At 71.5% G+C, this 19,633-nt stretch carries 16 protein-coding genes; 3 read left to right on the top strand and 13 right to left on the bottom strand.

The window, feature by feature from the left end; translation table 11 throughout:
* Nucleotides 1-4: 4 nt before the first annotated feature.
* From MILUP08_RS24480 to rapZ, 8 genes are all read right to left on the bottom strand, one after another.
* Complete coding sequence (locus MILUP08_RS24480) at nucleotides 5-349, bottom strand: RNA polymerase-binding protein RbpA (protein ID WP_007462733.1); 345 nt, start codon at nucleotides 347-349, stop codon at nucleotides 5-7.
* A 139-nt stretch (nucleotides 350-488) separates the two neighbouring features.
* Nucleotides 489-749 (bottom strand): preprotein translocase subunit SecG, encoded by a 261-nt coding sequence (secG, locus tag MILUP08_RS24485; protein WP_007462735.1) that lies wholly within the window; start codon nucleotides 747-749, stop codon nucleotides 489-491.
* 95 nt (nucleotides 750-844) lie between these two features.
* Nucleotides 845-1,636, bottom strand: coding sequence for a triose-phosphate isomerase (tpiA, locus tag MILUP08_RS24490; protein ID WP_007462737.1), 792 nt, complete (start codon nucleotides 1,634-1,636; stop codon nucleotides 845-847).
* Nucleotides 1,637-1,638: 2 nt separating this feature from the next.
* Entirely contained in the window at nucleotides 1,639-2,838 is a 1,200-nt protein-coding gene (locus tag MILUP08_RS24495; RefSeq protein ID WP_007462738.1) for a phosphoglycerate kinase, read from the bottom strand.
* The gene (gene gap, locus MILUP08_RS24500) at nucleotides 2,835-3,839 is read right to left on the bottom strand and encodes a type I glyceraldehyde-3-phosphate dehydrogenase (protein ID WP_007462740.1); all 1,005 of its coding nucleotides are present in this window, start codon (nucleotides 3,837-3,839) and stop codon (nucleotides 2,835-2,837) included. The genes MILUP08_RS24495 and gap overlap by 4 nt, the downstream gene beginning before the upstream one ends.
* Before the next feature lie 265 nt (nucleotides 3,840-4,104).
* Entirely contained in the window at nucleotides 4,105-5,085 is a 981-nt protein-coding gene (gene whiA / locus MILUP08_RS24505) for a DNA-binding protein WhiA (protein WP_007462742.1), read from the bottom strand.
* 54 nt (nucleotides 5,086-5,139) lie between these two features.
* On the bottom strand, nucleotides 5,140-6,150 hold the full coding sequence (locus MILUP08_RS24510; protein WP_007462744.1) for a gluconeogenesis factor YvcK family protein: 1,011 nt from the start codon (nucleotides 6,148-6,150) through the stop codon (nucleotides 5,140-5,142).
* Nucleotides 6,147-7,037, bottom strand: a complete 891-nt coding sequence (gene rapZ / locus MILUP08_RS24515; RefSeq protein ID WP_039908736.1) for an RNase adapter RapZ — start codon at nucleotides 7,035-7,037, stop codon at nucleotides 6,147-6,149. Before rapZ ends, MILUP08_RS24510 begins: the two co-directional genes overlap by 4 nt.
* A gap of 254 nt (nucleotides 7,038-7,291) precedes the next feature.
* Here rapZ and MILUP08_RS24520 point away from each other — a divergent pair, with 254 nt between their 5' ends.
* A complete protein-coding gene (locus tag MILUP08_RS24520; RefSeq protein WP_007462749.1) occupies nucleotides 7,292-7,636 on the top strand; it encodes a hypothetical protein in 345 nt (114 codons plus the stop codon).
* 233 nt (nucleotides 7,637-7,869) lie between these two features.
* Nucleotides 7,870-9,711, top strand: coding sequence for a DNA helicase RecQ (gene recQ / locus MILUP08_RS24525; RefSeq protein WP_007462751.1), 1,842 nt, complete (start codon nucleotides 7,870-7,872; stop codon nucleotides 9,709-9,711).
* A 67-nt stretch (nucleotides 9,712-9,778) separates the two neighbouring features.
* On the opposite strand, the gene MILUP08_RS24530 is transcribed toward recQ, so the two are convergent.
* The 5 genes from MILUP08_RS24530 to rsgA all read right to left on the bottom strand — a co-directional run bounded on the left by MILUP08_RS24530 (nucleotide 9,779) and on the right by rsgA (nucleotide 18,595).
* The gene (locus MILUP08_RS24530) at nucleotides 9,779-10,438 is read right to left on the bottom strand and encodes a C39 family peptidase (RefSeq protein ID WP_007462754.1); all 660 of its coding nucleotides are present in this window, start codon (nucleotides 10,436-10,438) and stop codon (nucleotides 9,779-9,781) included.
* A 1,150-nt stretch (nucleotides 10,439-11,588) separates the two neighbouring features.
* Complete coding sequence (gene uvrC, locus MILUP08_RS24535; protein WP_039906585.1) at nucleotides 11,589-13,577, bottom strand: excinuclease ABC subunit UvrC; 1,989 nt, start codon at nucleotides 13,575-13,577, stop codon at nucleotides 11,589-11,591.
* A gap of 175 nt (nucleotides 13,578-13,752) precedes the next feature.
* Nucleotides 13,753-14,235: a Rieske (2Fe-2S) protein gene (locus MILUP08_RS24540; RefSeq protein ID WP_007462758.1), complete on the bottom strand. Its 483-nt coding sequence runs from the start codon at nucleotides 14,233-14,235 to the stop codon at nucleotides 13,753-13,755.
* A 151-nt stretch (nucleotides 14,236-14,386) separates the two neighbouring features.
* On the bottom strand, nucleotides 14,387-17,332 hold the full coding sequence (gene uvrA, locus MILUP08_RS24545; RefSeq protein ID WP_007462760.1) for an excinuclease ABC subunit UvrA: 2,946 nt from the start codon (nucleotides 17,330-17,332) through the stop codon (nucleotides 14,387-14,389).
* Nucleotides 17,333-17,524: 192 nt separating this feature from the next.
* Entirely contained in the window at nucleotides 17,525-18,595 is a 1,071-nt protein-coding gene (gene rsgA / locus MILUP08_RS24550; RefSeq protein ID WP_039908737.1) for a ribosome small subunit-dependent GTPase A, read from the bottom strand.
* Nucleotides 18,596-18,836: 241 nt separating this feature from the next.
* Here rsgA and MILUP08_RS24555 point away from each other — a divergent pair, with 241 nt between their 5' ends.
* Nucleotides 18,837-19,490 (top strand): MBL fold metallo-hydrolase, encoded by a 654-nt coding sequence (locus MILUP08_RS24555; RefSeq protein ID WP_007462766.1) that lies wholly within the window; start codon nucleotides 18,837-18,839, stop codon nucleotides 19,488-19,490.
* Nucleotides 19,491-19,633: the final 143 nt, after the last annotated feature.

Genomic DNA, 19,633 nt, shown 5'->3' on the forward strand with positions numbered 1-19,633 from the left:
CTCCCTAACTCTCGCCCCGGCGGCGGCGCAGCGCGGCGAGCGCCTCCGCCAGCAGCGCCTCGCCCTCCTCGGCGGTACGCCGCTCCTTCACGTACGCCAGGTGGCTCTTGTAGGGCTCGGCGCGGACCCGCCCGGGCGGGTTCTGCGCGTCCGGACCGGCGGGCAGCCCACAGCGGGGGCAGTCCCACAGCGGCGGCGCCGTGGCGTCGGCAGCGATCCGGATGTCGGTCCGGTGGTCGTTGCGACACCAGTAGGTGACGTCCTGTCGGGGTGCGGGTTGGTGCCGCTCGTCCGGGCGCATGGGTGCGGACCCGACGCGGGCGCCGCGGATGACGTTGCCACTGGGCACGGCTGCTCGCTCCTGTCGTCGGAGGGGACCCGCCGCCGTCGGGGATGGGCGGCGGGCGACGCGGTGCAGCGGGAAAAGGACTGCGCGCGGCCCGTCGAGTGACGGACCGCGCGCAGATTGTACGACTTCGCGGGCCTGCTCAGGTGCCGCTGTTCATCTGGAGGCGGAGCCAGAGCCCCAGCCCGACGATCGCCGCGAACCAGACGACACCTACCAGAACGGTGTAACGGTCCAGGTTCTTCTCGGCCACCGAGGAGCCGGCGAGGCTGGAGCTGACGCCACCGCCGAACATGCTCGACAACCCGCCGCCCTTGCCGCGGTGCAGCAGGATGAGCATGGTGAGCAGGATGCTCGTGATGACCAGCAACACGATCAACGTGTATGCGAACCAGATCGGCATGGCTGGGGGCAGTCCTCTCGTAGCGATCCTCGCCCGGACAGGTCGGGCACGGCGGCACCGGCCGGTGGACGGGCGGTGTCCAGGATAGCGAGCGATCAGCGAGCGATGTGCTCGGGGAACCGGCAGATCTGCGCGAATTCTTCCGCGTCCAGGCTGGCGCCGCCCACCAGGCCCCCGTCCACGTCCGGCTGGGCCATGATCGAGGCGACGTTCGACGCCTTGACCGAGCCGCCGTAAAGGACCCGGACGGCGTCGGCGGTCTCCTGGTCGAGGCGCTTCGCCAACCGCTGGCGAACCGCCCCGCAGACCTCCTGGGCGTCCTCCGGTGTCGCGGTCTTGCCGGTGCCGATCGCCCAGACCGGCTCGTACGCGATGACGACCTGGCGCACCTGCTCGGGGGTGAGCCCGGCGAGGCCCCCGTCGAGCTGGTCGGAGCAGTGCGCCACGTGGGTGCCCTGCTCGCGGATGTCCAGCCCCTCCCCCACGCAGAGGATCGGGGTCAGGCCGTGCGTGAGCGCGGCCTTCACCTTCGCGTTGACCACCCCGTCGTCCTCGTGGTGGTAGGCCCGCCGCTCGGAGTGGCCGACCACCACGTACGTGCAGCCGAGCTTGGCGAGCATCGCGCCGGAGATGTCCCCGGTGTACGCGCCGGCGGCGTGCGGGGAGAGGTCCTGCCCGCCGTAGCCGATCAGCAGCTTGTCGCCGTCCACCGCCGTCTGCACGGTGCGCAGGTCGGTGAACGGCGGCAGCACGACCGTCTCGACCTCGGTGAGCTGCTTCTCGGTGAGGCTCGCGGCCAGCTTCTGCACGAGCAGGTTGGCCTCGAGGTGGTTGAGGTTCATCTTCCAGTTGCCGGCCATCAACGGCCGGCGGGTCGTGCTCGCCATGCTCAGTTCTCCAGGGCCGCGATGCCGGGGAGGGTCTTGCCCTCCAGGTACTCCAGGGAGGCGCCGCCGCCGGTGGAGATGTGACCGAAGCTCGACTCGTCCAGCCCCAACGCCCGCACCGCCGCGGCGGAGTCGCCGCCACCGACGACGCTGAACGCGTCGGCCTTGGTGATGGCCTCGGCGATCCCCCGGGTGCCGGCCGCGAACGCCGCCATCTCGAACACGCCCATCGGGCCGTTCCAGAAGATCGTCTTGGCCTGGGACAGGGCTGCGGCGAAGCCGGCGACCGTCTCCGGGCCGACGTCCAGGCCGAGCCGGTGGCTCGGGATGCCGTCGACGCGGACCGTGTCGTGCGCGGCGTCCGGGGCGAACGCGTCCGCGACCACCACGTCGACCGGGAGCATGATCTTGCCCTCGGACCGCTCCAGCAGGTTGCGGCAGGTCTCGACCATGTCCTTCTCCAGCAGCGAGGTGCCCACCTCCAGGCCCTGGGCCTTGAGGAAGGTGAAGCACATCCCGCCACCGATGAGCAGCCGGTCGACAGTGGGCAGCAGGGCCTCGATCACCGCGAGCTTGTCGGAGACCTTGGACCCGCCGAGCACCACCACGTACGGCCGCTCGGGCTCGCTGGTCAGCTTGGAGAGCACCTCGACCTCGCGCAGCACCAGCCGGCCGGCCACGTGCGGCAGTCGCGCCGGCACGTCGTACACGCTTGCGTGCTTGCGGTGCACGGCGCCGAACGCGTCGTCGACGTACGCGTCGCCGAACGCGGCGAGCTGGTCGGCGAACGCGCCCCGCTCGGCCTCGTCCTTGCTGGTCTCACCGGCGTTGAAGCGCAGGTTCTCCAGCAGGGCTACCTGGCCGTCGGCCAGGTCGGCGACCGTGGAACGGGCCGAGTCGCCGACCGTGTCGGTGGCGAAGTGCACCGGAGCGCCGAGCAGCTCACCGAGCCGCGCGGCGACCGGGCTCAGGCTGAACTGCGGGTCCGGCGTGCCCTTCGGGCGGCCCAGGTGCGAGCAGACGACCACCTTCGCGCCGGCCTCGACCAGCGCGCCGAGGGTCGGCAGCACCGCGCGGATCCGGCCGTCGTCGGTGATGTCACCGGTCTGCTTGTCGAGCGGGACGTTCAGGTCGGCGCGCACCAGCACGCGCCGACCCGACACCCCCTCGGCGAGCAGGTCGTCGAGGGTCCGGATGCTCACAGCGAGGAACCCACCAGCTTGACGAGGTCGACGAGCCGGTTGGAGTAGCCCCACTCGTTGTCGTACCAGCCGACGACCTTCACCTGGTTGCCGACGACCTTGGTCAGCGGCGCGTCGAAGATGCACGACGCCGGGTCGGTGACGATGTCGGTGGAGACGATCGGGTCCTCGTTGTAGACCAGGATGCCCTTGAGCGGGCCGTCCGCGGCGGCCTTCAGCGCGGCGTTGACCTCGTCCACGGTGGTCTCGCGACCCACGTTGACGGTGAGGTCGGTGACCGAGCCGGTCGGGATCGGCACGCGCAGCGCGTACCCGTCCAGCTTGCCCTTCAGGTCCGGCAGCACCAGACCGATGGCCTTGGCGGCACCGGTCGAGGTCGGGACGATGTTCAGCGCGGCGGCCCGGGCCCGGCGGAGGTCCTTGTGCGGAGCGTCCTGCAGGTTCTGGTCCTGGGTGTACGCGTGGATCGTCGTCATCAGACCGTGCTGGATGCCGAACGTGTCGTGCAGAACCTTCGCCATCGGGGCGAGGCAGTTGGTGGTGCACGAGGCGTTGGAGATGATGGTGTGCTTCGCCGGGTCGTAGGTGTCGTGGTTGACACCCATGACGACGGTGACGTCCTCGTTCTTCGCCGGGGCGGAGATGATGACCTTCTTGGCCCCGCCGTCGACGTGCGCCTTGGCCTTTGTGGCGTCGGTGAAGAAGCCGGTGGACTCGATGACGACGTCCGCGCCGACCTCGCCCCACGGCAGCGCCGACGGGTCCTTCTCGGCGTACGCCTTGATGGTCTTGCCACCGACGGTGATCTCGTCGGCGGTGGCCTTCACCTCGTACGGCAGGCGGCCGAGGATGCTGTCGTACTTGAGCAGGTGGGCGAGCGTGGCGTTGTCGGTCAGGTCGTTCACCGCCACGACCTCGATGTCGGCGTCGGACGCCAGCACTGCCCGGAAGAAGTTACGGCCGATTCGGCCGAAGCCGTTGATGCCAACCCGGATGGTCACAGGTCCCATCTCCTCGCGTTCTGGTCCGCCGGCTGCAGACAACGCGCCGGCGGGAATGGTGTGCGCCGACCGTTGGAGCCGGCCGCTGACGGTTCATCTCGGCCACCCCGCCGCGCGGTCTGAGGACCTGACCGCCCGAGGCGGTGGGCACGGCGAGGAGTGCCGGTGTCGGCCCCCTTGCCGTACGCAGCGACCCTATCCGAGCGCGTGAGACCACGCTGCGCCGGGGCGTGCTCCCGCCGCACCGTACGACCCCACCGTCCTATCAGACCACGAGCATGTCGGGCGTGACGGCCGCTTCGGTATCCGGGATGCCGAGGTCCCGGGCCCGCTTGTCGGCCAACGCCAGCAGACGCCGGATTCGTCCGGCGATGGCGTCCTTGGTCAGCGGAGGCTCGGCCAGCGCGCCCAGCTCCTCCAGCGACGCCTGCCGGTGCTCCAGGCGCAGTCTCCCTGCGTCGGTGAGGTGGTTGGGCGCCTCGTCGGACAGGATCTCCAGCGCCCGGGTCACCCGGGCGGCGGCGGCGACGGCCGCGCGCGCCGAGCGGCGCAGGTTGGCGTCGTCGAAGTTGGCGAGCCGGTTGGCGGTGGCCCGCACCTCGCGGCGGACCCGGCGCTCCTCCCAGGCCAGCACGCTGGAGTGCGCGCCGATGCGGGTGAGCAGCGCGGCGATGGCGTCGCCGTCCTTGACCACCACCCGGTCCACCCCGCGCACCTCGCGGTTCTTCGCGGTGATGCCGATCCGTCGGGCCGCCCCGACGAGCGCCAGCGCCGACTCCGGCCCGGGGCAGGTGATCTCCAGCGCACTGGAGCGGCCCGGCTCGGTGAGCGACCCGTGCGCCATGAACGCGCCCCGCCACGCCGAGACCGCGCAGCAGACGTTCGCCGCCACCACGTGCGGGGGCAGCCCGCGCACCGGCCGGCCGCGCACGTCCAGCAGGCCGGTCTGCCGTGCGAGCGCCTCACCGTCCTTGACCACGCGGACGATGAAGTGGCTGCCCTTGCGCAGCCCACCGGACGCCAGCACGTGGATCTCGCTGGGGTAGCCGTAGACCTCCGCGATCTCCCGGCGCAACCGACGCGCGACCGCCCCGGTGTCCAGCTCAGCCTCCACCACGACGCGGCCGGAGACGATGTGCAGGCCGCCAGCGAAGCGCAGCAGCGCGGCCATCTCCGCCCGCCGACAGCAGGGCTTGGGCACGTCGACCCGACTCAGCTCGTCCTTGACCGAAGCCGTCATCGCCATTGTGCGTCCCCTCACGGACCTGTTCCGGCGTGTCGCCGGAGATTACGTACGTGTCTAACGATCGGCGCCCAGGACAGGCACCAGCGCGGCGCCCAGGGCAGCCGGATCATGGCGGGGAGTGCCGTCGGTGACGGCGACGGGGGCGAGGACCAGGCGGGCACCAAGCGATTCTGCCGCACGTTCGACCGGTTCAGGGTCACCCACCGCCTTGGCGTCCGCGAGCACGAAGTCGACCTTGAGCTCGGGCAGGTACCAGCGCAGCGCCGCCAGATGATCGGCGACCGAGAGGCCGAGGGTCTCCTTCTCCGCGGCCAGGTTCAGCGTGACCAGCCGCCGCGCCGAGCTGGACACGATCGCGTCGGCCAGCTGTGGCACCAGCAGGTGCGGCAGCACGCTCGTGTACCAACTGCCCGGGCCGAAGATCAACCAGTCCGCCGCGCCGATCGCCGCCAGGGCTTCGGTACAGGCCGCCGGGGCTGCCGGGGTGAGGCGCAGCGACTCGACCCGCCCGGTGGTGACCGCCACCTGGTGCTGACCGCGTACGGTGCGCACCTCCTCCGGGGCGGCCGGGTCGGCGCCGCGTACCCGCGCCTCGATGCCGACCGGCTGGCGCGACATCGGCAGGACCCGCCCGACCGTGCCGAGCATCGCCCCGGCGTGCTCCAACGCGGCCACCGGGTCGCCGAGCAGCTCCATGAGGCCGCAGAGCACCAGGTTGCCCACCGCGTGCCCGGCCAGCCCGTCGGTGCGGGCTGCGGCCCGCTGCGGGTCGCTTTCCTCGGGTACGCCGGCAGTCGGCGCGGCGGCGAAGCGGTGCTGGAAGAGCCCGGCGCTACGTCGGGTGGCCGGGTGGTCGCCGGCCAGCGCGACCAGGGCCTGCCGCAGGTCACCCGGGGGCAGGCCGCCCCGTTCCGCGCGCAGCCGGCCGCTGGAACCGCCGTCGTCGCCGACCGTGACCACCGCCGTGATGTCCAGGTCGAGCTCGGGGGCACAGTGGCGCAACGCACGCAGCGACGCGGACAGTCCGTGCCCTCCGCCGAAGGCCACCACCCGACGCGCCGTCATTCCCGCCCCAGGTCGCGGTGCTGCGCGTTGGCGGCCAGCCCCGACTGGCGCAGCCGACCGGCCAGCTCCTCGGCGATGGCCACGCTGCGGTGCTTGCCTCCGGTGCAGCCCACGGCGACGGTCAGGTACCGCTTGCCCTCCCGCTCGAACCCGGCGGTGGTGGCGTTGACCAGGTCGGCGTACGAGGTGACGAAGGCGTCCGCGCCCTCCTGACCCAGCACGTACGCGCTGACCGCCTCCTCCCGCCCGGTGTGCTCGCGAAGCTCCGGCACCCAGTACGGGTTGGGCAGGAACCGGGCGTCCAGCACGAAGTCGGCGTCCGGCGGCAGGCCGTACTTGAAGCCGAACGACAGCACGGTGACCCGCAGCCGGCGGGCGTCCTCGCCGCCGAACAACTCCTCGATGCGTCGGCGGAGCTGGTTGACGTTCAGGTGGCTGGTGTCGATGATCACGTCGGCCTGGTCGCGGGCCTCCTCCAACAGCCCGCGCTCCACGGCGATGCCGTCGGCGAGCCGCCCGTCGCCCTGCAACGGGTGCGAGCGCCGGACGCTCTCGAACCGGCGGATCAGCACCTCGTCGTCGGCGTCGACGAACACCACCCGGGGTGAGAAGCCCCGCTCCTTCAGCTCGCGGATCGCCCCGGCCAGGTCGGTGGAGAAGGCCCGCGAGCGCACGTCCAGGACCATCGCGGTACGCCGGGCCGCGCCGCCGGCCTTGAACGCCAGCTCGGCCATGTCGAGCATGAGCGCCTGCGGCAGGTTGTCCACGACGTAGTAGCCGACGTTCTCCAGCGCCCGGGCGACGGTGCTGCGACCGCCACCGGACAGCCCGGTGACCACCACGAGGGTGGTCTCCGACTCGGCCGTCGGCTGCCCGTCCGTGGCCACCGGAGGATCGGTCCGGTCCCCGTGTGTGCGCGCCTCGCTCACCCGTACCCCCAAGCCGTGGCGCCGCGGCCGCCATCGGCCGCGATTGGTCAATCAGCGACTCTATCCCGCCGCCCGGCGTCGGATCGGGCGCGTCGGCGCCCGGTGAGCGCGGGTCGCCCTCCCGACAGCCCCACCCCCTTGATGGCGGTCAGTAATCATCTAAACGCTCTTCGTGATCACCGCAGGTCAAGGCCGACATCTGGGAGGGTGCGATGCACGATCTGGCGGACAAGAACAAGTACGTCGGTTTCCTCTTCATGCGGATCAGTCCGGAATACTTCGCCCTCGGCCGGGAGGGCATCCACGAGGTCTCCGCCGAGCACGCCCGGGATCTGGGCCGCTTCGCCAAGCAGCTCACCCACGTCGTGTGCACCGGGGTGAACGGAAAGTACGACCAGGTCACCATGGTCGAGGCCGACACCCTGGAGGAGATCAACGCCGCGGCCACCGCGTTCCGGATGGGGGCCAAGGCCCGCTACATCGAGATCGTCGACATCGTGGTCGGGATGAAGGCCCCGCCGCGCGGTCTGGCCAACCGGTCCAGCCAACCGGGCTGACCGGGCGCTCGGCCCCGGGCGCGCCCGGCCCCCGGGCGCGCCGGTGGGCCATGTGATCGACTCGGGTTCATGCAAACCGGGGTGTCAGAGCAGGAGGACACCGCGGTTTCCAGAAAGGCGAGTTGATCATGGACGTCCGGACGAGGCGGGGCGGTGACGGCAGCCGCGGATCGACGGGCGCGCCGGGCAGGTGTGGGGGCGTCGGTGTCGGGGTGGGCTCGTAGACTCCGCGAATGGCTTCCCCCACCGACCTGCGTACCGAGGACGCGCTGCCGGTGCTGCGCCGGGTGTTCGGCTACGACGCCTTCCGCGGCTTCCAGCAGCAGGTCATCGACCATGTCGTCGCCGGTGGTGACGCGCTGGTGCTGATGCCCACAGGTGGCGGCAAGTCGCTGTGCTACCAGATCCCGGCCCTGGTCCGCGACGGTGTGGCGGTCGTCGTCTCCCCGCTCATCGCGCTCATGCAGGACCAGGTGGACGCCCTCACCGCGGTCGGCGTCCGCGCCGGGTTCCTCAACTCCACCCAGACCCTGGACGCCCGACGGCGGGTGGAGGCCGCGTTCGTCGCCGGCGAGTTGGACCTGCTCTACCTGGCGCCGGAGGCGCTCGGCGTCCGGTCCACCCTCGCCCTGCTGGACCGGGGGCGCATCTCCCTGTTCGCGATCGATGAGGCGCACTGCGTGTCCCAGTGGGGGCACGACTTCCGGCCCGACTACCTGGCGCTGTCGATGCTGCACGAGCGCTGGCCGCAGGTCCCCCGGATCGCGCTGACCGCGACCGCGACGAGCGCCACCCGCACCGAGATCGCCAGCCGGCTGGGGCTTGACGACGCGCGGCACTTCGTGGCCAGCTTCGACCGGCCCAACATCCAGTACCGGATCGTGCCCAAGCGGGAGCCGCGCAAGCAACTGCTGGCCCTGCTGCGCGACGAGCACCCCGGCGACGCCGGCATCGTCTACTGCCTGTCCCGCGCCTCGGTGGACAAGACCGCCGAGTTCCTCGTCGCCAACGGCGTGGCCGCCCTGCCGTACCACGCCGGCCTGGACGCGGCCACCCGCGCCGCCAACCAGCAACGGTTCCTCCGCGAGGACGGCCTGGTCATGGTGGCCACCATCGCCTTCGGGATGGGCATCGACAAGCCGGACGTACGCTTCGTCGCCCACCTCGACCTGCCCAAGTCCGTCGAGGGCTACTACCAGGAGACCGGTCGTGCCGGCCGCGACGGGCTGCCGTCCACGGCCTGGCTGGCGTACGGCCTGCAGGACGTGGTCCAGCAGCGCAAGATGATCGAGACGTCGGACGGCGACCTCGCGCACCGGCGCAACCTCGCCGCACACCTGGACGCGATGCTCGCGCTCTGCGAGACGGTGCGCTGCCGACGGGTGCAACTGCTCGAATACTTCGGCGAGACGACACCGACGGCCTGCGGCAACTGCGACACCTGCCTCAACCCACCGGAGTCCTGGGACGGCACCGTCGCCGCCCAGAAGCTGCTCTCCGCCGTCTTCCGCCTCGACCGCGAGCGCAACCAGCGGTTCGGCGCCGGGCACTGCATCGACATCCTGCTCGGCAAGCAGAACGACAAGATCAGCCAGCACGGTCACGACTCGCTCACCGTGTTCGGAATCGGCACCGAGTTGAGCGAGGCCGAGTGGCGGGGCGTGGTCCGGCAACTCCTCGCCGAGGGACTGCTGGCCGTGGAGGGCGACTACGGCACCCTCGCGCTGACCGAGGCGAGCGCCGACGTGCTGGGCCGCCGCCGCACGGTCACGATGCGCCGCGAGCCGGAGCGGCAGGCGTCGAGCCGGTCGTCGAAGCCGCGCGGGGCGGCCACCGTCGTCGCCGAGCTGACCCCGGCGGCCGCGTCGGTCTTCGAGCGGCTGCGGGCCTGGCGCGCGGCCACCGCCAAGGAGCAGGGCGTCCCGGCGTACGTCATCTTCCACGACGCCACCCTCCGGCAGATCGCGGGCGACGCGCCCACCTCCCTGGCCGAGCTGTCGCGGGTCAACGGGGTCGGCGAGAACAAGCTCGCCAAGTACGGCGAGCAGATCCTGGCCGTCCTCGCCACCGACTGAGGTCATGCCGGAAGGGCCGGGCCCCTGGTGGGGTCCGGCCCTTTCGGTGGTGTGCTGGGTGTTCGGGTCAGCTGGTGGCGTAGCCGCGGGTGGCGATCCAGTCGGCGAGGTGTTCGACGGTGATCTGGTAGGCGGCGGTGTTGGGGTCGGCGGAGTCGGCGATGGTGACGGTGTTGCCGTTGTCGTGGTAGCCGACGACGCTGATGTAGTGCCCGCCCTCGTAGGAGTGGGTGTTGCCGTCGGTGTCGGTGCTGGTGCCGGCGATGTTGGCGACGACGGCGCGGCCGTTGTCGACGGTCTTGACGATGTCGGCGCGCAGTTGGTCGGTCTGCTTGGCGTCGGCGTCGGGCTTGCTGATCTCGACGGAGTGGTAGGCGTCGGCCTTGCCGGTCTCCTTGTTCAGCACCGGGGTGATGTCGTTGATGCTGTTGGTGCCGGCCTCGGTGGTGCCCATTTCCTTGGCCATGTCGTCGACGTTGATGTTCTTGCCCTGGACGCTGAGGGCGTTGCGGGTGGCGGCGGGGCCGCAGTAGTAGAAGTTGGGTTGGGCTTCGTAGCGCACGCCCAGTTCCCGCTCGCCGTGGTTCTTGCGGTCGGTCTGGGTCTGCGACACAGGCTTGGCGTCCGAGGCCGCGTAGGCGGCGGTGACGGGGCCGGCGATGGCGCCGCCGGTGAAGGCCAGGCCCGCAGCGGTCAGAGCGGTCTTACGGATCAGATCGGTACGCATGGTGGCGTGCTCCTCTGCATGGGGGGATACGCGTCGGCACACGACGTTCGCGGGGGTGTGTGCCGGGCGGGAAGTCTTCGGGGGATCTGCCCGGCGGCTCGGGGGGCCTGCTCGGGTGTCCGGGGGTGTAACAGGTCCGGGTGGCGAGTCATTCCGCCGAGGGCTTCCGGACGATGCCCGGCCGGTGGTGCTCGGCCGTGCGGGGGGTGTAACCGTGGCGACCGGCGGGGTGTTCCCGGCGACCGCCGCACAGGCGGGCCGCTCGTGGTGCCCGGCTGTGCGGGGGATGTAACCGTGGCGGCCGGTCGGGTGTTCCCGGCGACCGCCGCACAGGCGGGCCGCTCGTGATGCCCGGCCGTGCGGGGGTTGTAACCGTGGCGGCCGGTCGGGTGTTCCCGGCGGCTGCCGCACGGGCCGGCCGGTGGTGCTGCCCGGCGATGCTGGGGGGTAACCGTCGCGGCCGGCGTGGTGTTCCCGGCTGCCGTGCGCCGCAGCCCGGGGGTCGCGGCGGCATGCCAGGTATAACGACCCCGCCGGACCCACGATTCCGCCCCCGGAGTGCCGCCGGCCACGGGACGGCGACACCCGAAACTGCCCAAACCGCCCAACCGGGAACGGGCATCCGCCCCCGACCCGGGTGATCGACTCGGGTTCCTTGAAGTCGGGGTGTCCGGGCGGGTCGGACACCCCGACTCCATGCAACCCGAGTCGATCACCCGGGTCGAGGGTGCGCAACGACGCCGGGGCGCCGGAGCGCCGCGATTCCGGACCACGATCACAGCCGGTCACACCCTGCCGACATCCCAGACCGGACATTACGCCCAGACTCGTCCAGCGGCCACCCTCCGGGACGACCGTCCCGTAGTGATCAACACGGGATCGGCGATATCGGGGTATCCGGGACGCCGGGATACCGCGACATCGGTGATGTCGTGTTGATCAAGCCGCGCCCGGGATCAGTCGGGCGGGCGGCGCATTCAGTGTGACCTGACCGGCCGCCCCAGCCGGACGAGAACACGGCAGGCGCTCGCCGACCGTGGCGGGGTGACCCGACCGGCCGCCCCAGCCGGGGCGAGAAGGCGGCAGGCTCTCGCCGACCGTGGCGGGATGACCCGACCGGCCGCCCTCCAGCCCAGGCGACGGCAGGCGCTCAGGTGCTGGGGGCCGCCTCGGCGCTGTCGTTGGCTTTGGGGCCCTTGTCGAGGGCGGCCAGGATCGCCTCGGCGGTGCGTCGACCCACCCCGGGCACCTCGGTGATCTCTTCGACGGTCGCCGTGGAGAGTCGCTTCAGCGAGCCGAAGTGTCGTAGCAGCGCCTTGCGGCGGACCTCGCCGAGGCCGGGGACGTCGTCCAGCGCGGACTCGGTCATCCGCTTCGAGCGACGCTGGCGGTGGAACGTGATGGCGAAGCGGTGCGCCTCGTCGCGGACGCGTTGCAGCAGGTAGAGACCCTCCGAGGTGCGTGGCAGGATGACCGGGAACTCGTCGTCGGGGAGCCACACCTCCTCCAGCCGCTTGGCGAGGCCGCACAGCGCGACGTCGTCGATGCCCAGGTCGGCGAGGGCCTGGGCGGCCGCCGCGACCTGCGGGGCGCCGCCGTCGACGACCACCAGTTGTGGCGGGTACGCGAATTTGCGCGGCCGGCCGGTGGTCGGGTCGACCAGGATGCCGACCTGCGGGTCGGTGGCGCCTCCGGGTGCGGTCGGGTCGTCGGCCGACTCCACGCCCACCTCGCCCGTCTCGGCCCGCGCGTCGAGGTAGCGGGCGAAGCGGCGGCGCAGCACCTCGGACATGGCGGACAGGTCGTCGGTGGCGCCCCGGACGATGAACCGCCGGTACTCGCTCTTGCGGGGCAGCCCGTCCTCGAAGACCACCATGCTGGCGACCACGTCGGTGCCCTGGATCTGGGAGATGTCGAAGCACTCGATGCGCAGGGGTGAGGTGCGCATGTCGAGCGCCTCACTGATCTCGTCCAGCGCCTTGCCCCGGGTGGTCAGGTCGCCGGACCGTTTGAGCTTGTGTCGGGCCAGCGCGTCCTTGGCGTTGCGCTCCACCGTCTCCATCAGCGAGCGCTTGTCGCCGCGCTGCGGCACGCGGAGCGACACCCGGCTGCCCCGGTGGTTGCTGAGCCACTCGGCAAGCGCGTCGGCGTCGGCGGGCAACTCGGGCACCAGCAACTCGCGGGGCACGTCGGCCTCGCCGTGCTCGCCGCCGTACACCTGGGTGCAGAAGTGGTGCACGAGGTCGCCGGTGCTCAGGTCCTCGGTCTTCTCCACCACCCAGCCGCGCTGGCCGCGGACCCGGCCGTCGCGGACGTGGAAGACCTGCACGGCCGCCTCGAGCGGGTCGTCGGCGAACGCGACCACGTCGGCGTCGGTGCCGTCGCCGAGCACCACTGTCTGCTTCTCCATGGCCCGGCGCAGGGCGGCCACGTCGTCACGCAGCCGGGCGGCGCGTTCGAACTCCAGTTGCTCGCTCGCCTCGGTCATCTCGCGCTCGATCTTGCGGACCATCGTGTCGGTGCGTCCGGCCATGAAGTCGCAGAAGCCGTCGACTATGGCACGGTGCTCGTCGGCGGAGACGGTGCCGACGCACGGCGCCGAGCACTTGCCGATGTAGCCCAGCAGGCACGGCCGGCCGACCTGGCCGGCGCGCTTGAACACGCCTGCCGAGCAGGTGCGCGCGGGGAACACCCGCAGCAGCAGGTCGAGGGTCTCCCGGATGGCCCAGGCGTGCGAGTACGGACCGAAGTAGCGCACACCCTTGCGCTTCGCCCCGCGCATCACCTGCAACCGCGGATACTCCTCGTCGAGGGTGACGGCGAGATAGGGGTACGACTTGTCGTCACGGTAGCGGACGTTGAACCGGGGGTCGTACTGCTTGATCCAGGTGAACTCCTGCTGGAGCGCCTCGACCTCGGTGCCGACGGTGATCCAGTCCACCGACTCGGCGGTGGTGACCATCTGCCGGGTGCGCTCGTGCAGGTTCCAGACGTCGCCGAAGTAGGAGTTGAGCCGGCTGCGCAGGTTCTTCGCCTTGCCGACGTAGATCACCCGGCCGGTGCCGTCACGGAAGCGGTAGACCCCCGGTGACTCCGGGATGGTGCCGGGTGCGGGTCGGTAGGTCGAGGGGTCAGCCACGTCGACAAGCCTAGTCCGCACCCCCGACACCCCACCGCGAGCGCTTGATCCACTCGGCTTCCGGGAAGGCGGGGCGTCGGCGGGCCGCGGACACCCCGACTTCCCGGAACACGAGTCGATCAAGCCGTCGAACCGGTCAAGCCGTCGAACCGGTCGCGCCGTCGCGCCGTCAGCGTCAGGCGAGGGAGATCTGGTCTCCGGTCACCTTGATCTCCTTGGGCGGCAGCGGCTTGGTGGCCGGCCCCGCCTTCACCGAGCCGTCCTCGATCGAGAACTTGCTGCCGTGGCAGGTGCAGTTGATGGTGCCGCCGTCGACGTTCGTGACCGGGCAGTTCTGGTGCGTACAGATGGGGCTGAAGCCCTTGAACTGGCCGGCCGCGGGCTGGGTGATGACCACGCCCTCGGCGGCGAGGACCTTGCCGCCGCCGACCGGGATGTCGGCGGTGGTGGCCAGCGACTGGGCGTTCTGCCGGTCGCCGCCGCCGGCGTCGCCGGTGCTGGGCACGGCGGGGCCACCACTCGTGGGACCGCCACTGCCGCCGTCGTCGTCACTGCCGCAGGCAGCCAGGACGACAGCCGCGCCGACTGCCCCGACGCCGGTGAGCAGGGTACGACGTGTCTGCGTACCCGGACCGGTCAGCGCCTGATCGTCACTCATGCCTCGCCTCTCTCTCGCCCGCTGCGCCGGTCAACAGCCGGCACACTTTTCCACACGGGCAACTGTGCCGGATGGTTCATCGCGGCATCCGTCCGACCCGGGAAATGGGTCGGGGCGGAGCGCCGAGCGCCCCGCCCCGCAGAGATCGAGCTCAGCGTGCGCCGGCCGGCACCTTGCGGCTGGCCCGCGCCTTGGTGACGCCGTTGGCCTTGGCGGCGCGGGTGGTGGCGGCGGCCGCGCCCTTGGCCTTGCCGTCGAGCTTGAGCACCTGACGCAGGAACTCGCCGGTGTGGCTCTCGGCCACCTCGGCGACCTCCTCCGGGGTGCCGGTGGCCAGCACCATGCCGCCCCGGTGGCCACCCTCCGGACCCATGTCGATCAGCCAGTCGGCCGTCTTGATCACGTCGAGGTTGTGCTCGATGGTGATCACCGTGTTGCCCTTGTCGACCAGGCCCTCCAGCACCATCAGCAGCTTGCGGATGTCCTCGAAGTGCAGGCCTGTGGTCGGCTCGTCGAGCACGTAGACCGTTCGCCCGGTGGAGCGCTTCTGCAGCTCCGACGCGAGCTTGACCCGCTGCGCCTCACCGCCGGAGAGGGTCGGCGCGGGCTGCCCGAGGCGGACGTAGCCCAGGCCGACGTCGACAAGGGTCTTGAGGTGCCGGTGGATGGCCGGGATGGCGGAGAAGAACTCGGCGGCCTCCTCGATCGGCATCTCCAGCACGTCCGAGACGGTCTTGCCCTTGTAGTGCACCTCAAGGGTCTCCCTGTTGTACCGGGCGCCCTTGCAGACCTCGCAGGGGACGTACACGTCGGGCAGGAAGTTCATCTCGATCTTGATGGTGCCGTCGCCGGAGCACGCCTCGCAGCGGCCGCCCTTGACGTTGAACGAGAACCGGCCCGGCCCGTACCCCCGGACCTTGGCCTCGGTGGTCTCGGCGAAGAGCTTGCGAACGTGGTCCCAGACCCCGGTGTAGGTGGCCGGGTTGGAGCGCGGCGTACGGCCGATCGGCGACTGGTCCACGCCGACGACCTTGTCCACGTGCTCCAGACCGGAGACCCGGGTGTGCCGGCCGGGCACCAGCCGGGCGCCGTTGATCTGGTTGGCCAGCACTGCGTACAGGATGTCGTTGACGAGCGTCGACTTGCCCGAGCCGCTGACCCCGGTGACCGCGATGAGCTGGCCCAGCGGGAACGAGACGGTCAGGTTGCGCAGGTTGTGCTCGCGCGCGCCGTGCACCACCAGCTCGCGGGCCGGATCCTGCGGCCGGCGGCCGGCCGGTGTCGGGATCGACCGCTTCCCGGACAGGTACGCCCCGGTGATCGACTCCTTGTTCTTCAGCAGCGCCGGCACCGAGCCGCTGTGCACGATGTTGCCGCCGTGCTCGCCGGCGCCCGGCCCGATGTCGACGATCCAGTCGGCGACACGGATGGTGTCCTCGTCGTGCTCCACCACGATCAGCGTGTTGCCCAGCCCGCGCAGCCGGATCAGGGTCTCGATCAGCCGGTGGTTGTCGCGCTGGTGCAGACCGATCGACGGCTCGTCGAGCACGTAGAGCACGCCGACCAGGCCGGAGCCGATCTGGGTGGCCAGCCGGATGCGCTGCGCCTCGCCGCCGGACAGCGTGCCCGCCGGCCGGTCCAGGGAGAGGTAGTCCAGGCCGACGTCGAGCAGGAATCGCAGCCGGGCGTTGATCTCCTTGAGGACGCGCTCGGCGATCATCTTCTGCCGGTCGGTCAGCTCGATGCCGGCGAGCAGGTCGGCGCACTCCCCCACGGACAGGTTGCAGACCTCGGCGATGCTCTTGCCGGCCAGGGTGACCGCGAGCACCTCGGGCTTGAGCCGCGCGCCGCCGCACGCCGCGCACGGCACGTCACGCATGTAGCCCTCGTACTTGTCGCGGGACCACTCGGACTCGGTGTCGGAGTGCCGGCGCTCGATCCACTGCACCACGCCCTCGAAGCCGGTGTAGTAGGAGCGCTCGCGCCCGTACTTGTTGCGGTAGCGCACGTGCACCTGGTCGTCGGAGCCGTGCAGGATCGTCTTCTGCGCCCGCGCCGGCAGCGCCCGCCACGGGGTGTCGACGTCGAAGTGCTGGGCCTCGCCGAGCGCCTCCAGCAGGCGCAGGAAGTATTCCAGGTTGTGCCCGGTGGACCAGGGCTGGATGGCGCCCTCGCGCAGGCTGCGCTCCGGGTCGGGGACCAGCAGCTCCGGGTCGACCTCCTTCTTGGTGCCCAGGCCGGTGCACTCCGGGCAGGCGCCGTACGGCGCGTTGAAGGAGAAGACTCGGGGCTCGAGGTCCTCGATGGCGAGCGGGTGGTCGTTGGGGCAGGCCAGGTGCTCGGAGTAGCGGCGCTCCCGGTCCGGGTCGTCCTCGGGGAGGTCGACGAAGTCGAGGAGCACCAGGCCGCTGGACAGGCCCAGGGCGGCCTCGACCGAGTCGGTCAGCCGCTGCTTGGCGCTCGGCTTGACGGTGAGTCGGTCGATCACCACCTCGATGGTGTGCTTCTCCTGCTTCTTGAGCTTCGGCGGCTCGGTCAGCGGGTGCACCACGCCGTCGACGCGGGCCCGGGCGTAGCCCTTGGCCTGCAGCTCGGCGAAGAGGTCGACGTACTCGCCCTTGCGGCCGCGGATCACCGGCGCGAGCACCATGAACTTGGTGCCCTCGGCCATCGCGAGGACCCGGTCGACGATCTGCTGCGGGCTCTGCCGGGAGATCCGCTCGCCGCAGACCGGGCAGTGCGGCTCGCCGATGCGGGCGTAGAGCAGACGCAGGTAGTCGTAGACCTCGGTGATGGTGCCGACGGTCGAGCGCGGGTTGCGCGAGGTGGACTTCTGGTCGATCGAGACGGCGGGGCTCAGCCCCTCGATGAAGTCGACGTCGGGCTTGTCCATCTGGCCGAGGAACTGCCGGGCGTACGACGAGAGCGACTCCACGTAGCGCCGCTGGCCCTCGGCGAAGATCGTGTCGAAGGCCAGGCTCGACTTGCCCGACCCGGACAGCCCGGTGAACACGATGAGGGCGTCCCGGGGCAGGTCGAGACTGACGTCACGCAGGTTGTGCTCGCGCGCGCCACGGATGATCAGTCGGTCGGCCACAGTGCGTGTACTCCCGGGAGAAGACGAAGCGAAGGATGTGTCCCGCTCTGGGTGACTTTGAGCGGTCGTGCGGGCGCGGAAAACACGCCTCGGCAACTCTAGCCCCGAGGTATGACAGTTTCCCCCGCCCGCACATTCCCCCAGCTCAGCCCGGTCGGCCGCGTCGTCCGCGAGCGCTGCGGACGACCGCGGTCAGTAACCTCCGGGCGACGGTGGCCGGGCCGCCCTGCGCCGTGCCGAGCGCCATCCACCGCGCCGCTCGGCGGCCAGCCGCGCCTCGCGCCGCCGGCTCTCGTGGGTGACCTCCGACTGCAGACGCCGCCAGCTCTCCCACCGGCGGGTGGACAGCTCACCGGTCCGCAGCGCGTCGCGGACCGCGCAGGCCGGTTCGGCGTCGTGGCCGCAGTCGGCGTACCGACAGCCCTCGGCCAGCCCGGCGATGTCGGCGAACGCCCGGTCGAGGCCGGCCACGCCGTCGAGCAGGCCGACCGCCCGTACACCCGGGGTGTCGATCACGGCGCCGCCGCCCGGGATCGGCACCAGGGCCCGCCACGTGGTGGTGTGCCGGCCCTTGCCGTCGACCCGACGGATCGCCTGGGTCGGCATCATCACCGCGCCGGCGAGCGCGTTGACCAGGCTCGACTTGCCCGCGCCGGACGGCCCGAGCAACCCCAGCGTGCGACCCGGCGCGACCTCGGCGCGCAACGGGTCCAGACCGGTGCCGCGCTCGGCGCTCACCGACAGCACCGGCACGCCGGGAGCGATCGCGGCGAGCTGACGGGCCAGCGCGGCCGGGTCGGCCGCGAGGTCGGCCTTCGTCAGCACCACGAGCGGCCGCGCCCCGGACTCGTGCACCAGGGAGAGCAGCCGTTCGATGCGGCCGACGTCCGGCTCCGGGTGCACCGGCTCCACCACGGCGGCGGCGTCGAGGTTGGCGGCCAGCACCTGGCCGCTGGCGTCCTTGCCTGCGGTACGGCGGACCAGCGCGGCCCGCCGGGGCAGCACGACCGCCACGGTGATCCGGCGGTCCGGCCAGTGGGTGAGCAGCACCCAGTCCCCGGCACAGGGCAGCGTGGAGGGGTCCTGGGCGGCGGCGGCCAGCACGGACGGGCCGAGGCTGGCCCGGACCGGGCCGTCGGCGGTGAGCACCGTGCAGACCCCCCGGTCCACGCGGGCCACCCGGCCGGGGTGGTGCTCGCCGCGTCGGGCGGCGTACGTCGCCCGGTCGGCGTCCCAGCCGAGGGCGGTCAGATCGATAGTCATGGCATCCTCATCGGTGTCGAGCTGGTGATGGCGGAACACGCGTGCCACGTCCGGCATGAACACCACCTCCGTCCGACGTCCCGGTGCCGCTTGTCAGGCCGACGGTAGGGCGCGGGGCGACGCGCCGAAAGCGATTTCCGCGACGACGGCGCGGCGCGGGCCGGCTAGGGTCGGCTGGGCCAGGTTCGCCGTCGACCCGACGGTCCCCTGCCTACTCCACCGGAACGGATATGGACACGACATGACCTACAGCGGAGATGTCACCCACGGCGGCCCGCCGGCGGTACGGGAGTTGGACGGGCTCACCATCAGCAAGCTGTCGGTGGGCCCGATGGACAACAACGCCTACCTGCTGCGCTGCGCCGGCACGGGCGACCAGGTGCTGATCGACGCGGCCAACGAGGCGCCCCGGCTGCTGGAGCTGATCGGCGACGGTGGTCTGGCCGCCGTGGTGACCACCCACCAGCACATGGACCACTGGGTGGCGCTGGAGGAGGTGGTCGCCAAGACCGGCGCGCGGGCGCTCGTGCACGCCGACGACGCGGCCGGACTGCCGATCGAGGCGGAGCGGCTGGCCGACGGCGACACCGTCGCGGTCGGTGACTGCGCGCTGGAGGTCATCCACATCAAGGGCCACACGCCGGGTTCGATCGCGCTGCTCTACCGCGACCCCAACGGCACGCCGCACCTCTGGACTGGGGACAGTCTCTTCCCCGGTGGTGTGGGCAACACCGACAAGGACCCGCAGCGCTTCGCCGCGCTGATCGACGACGTCGAGCACAAGCTGTTCGACAAGCTGCCGGACGACACCTGGTTCTACCCGGGCCACGGCAAGGACAGCACCCTGGGAGCAGAACGCCCGGCCCTCCCTCAGTGGAAAGCCCGAGGCTGGTAACCCCACCCAACCCGAGCCCCAGCTCTCGGCCCCGAATCCGGTTCATCCACGGCTGACCGAGAACCACAAAAGACCCACAACCGCGAGGTGGGACGCCGCACCACCGGACGAACCGTCCCCACGAGGGGGCGGGGGCCTGCCGT

Origin of the sequence: Micromonospora lupini str. Lupac 08, assembly GCF_000297395.2 — a bacterium.
Taxonomy (GTDB): Bacteria; Actinomycetota; Actinomycetes; order Mycobacteriales; family Micromonosporaceae; genus Micromonospora; species Micromonospora lupini.

Excerpts from the sequence above, each read along its gene's own strand:
- secG (WP_007462735.1), bottom strand. The coding sequence starts at position 749 with ATGCCGATCTGGTTCGCATACACGTTGATCGTGTTGCTGGTCATCACG.
- tpiA (WP_007462737.1), bottom strand. The coding sequence starts at position 1,636 with ATGGCGAGCACGACCCGCCGGCCGTTGATGGCCGGCAACTGGAAGATG.
- whiA (WP_007462742.1), bottom strand. The coding sequence starts at position 5,085 with ATGGCGATGACGGCTTCGGTCAAGGACGAGCTGAGTCGGGTCGACGTG.
- MILUP08_RS24510 (WP_007462744.1), bottom strand. The coding sequence starts at position 6,150 with ATGACGGCGCGTCGGGTGGTGGCCTTCGGCGGAGGGCACGGACTGTCC.
- MILUP08_RS24520 (WP_007462749.1), top strand. The coding sequence starts at position 7,292 with ATGCACGATCTGGCGGACAAGAACAAGTACGTCGGTTTCCTCTTCATG.
- recQ (WP_007462751.1), top strand. The coding sequence starts at position 7,870 with ATGGCTTCCCCCACCGACCTGCGTACCGAGGACGCGCTGCCGGTGCTG.
- MILUP08_RS24530 (WP_007462754.1), bottom strand. The coding sequence starts at position 10,438 with ATGCGTACCGATCTGATCCGTAAGACCGCTCTGACCGCTGCGGGCCTG.
- MILUP08_RS24540 (WP_007462758.1), bottom strand. The coding sequence starts at position 14,235 with ATGAGTGACGATCAGGCGCTGACCGGTCCGGGTACGCAGACACGTCGT.
- rsgA (WP_039908737.1), bottom strand. The coding sequence starts at position 18,595 with ATGACTATCGATCTGACCGCCCTCGGCTGGGACGCCGACCGGGCGACG.
- MILUP08_RS24555 (WP_007462766.1), top strand. The coding sequence starts at position 18,837 with ATGACCTACAGCGGAGATGTCACCCACGGCGGCCCGCCGGCGGTACGG.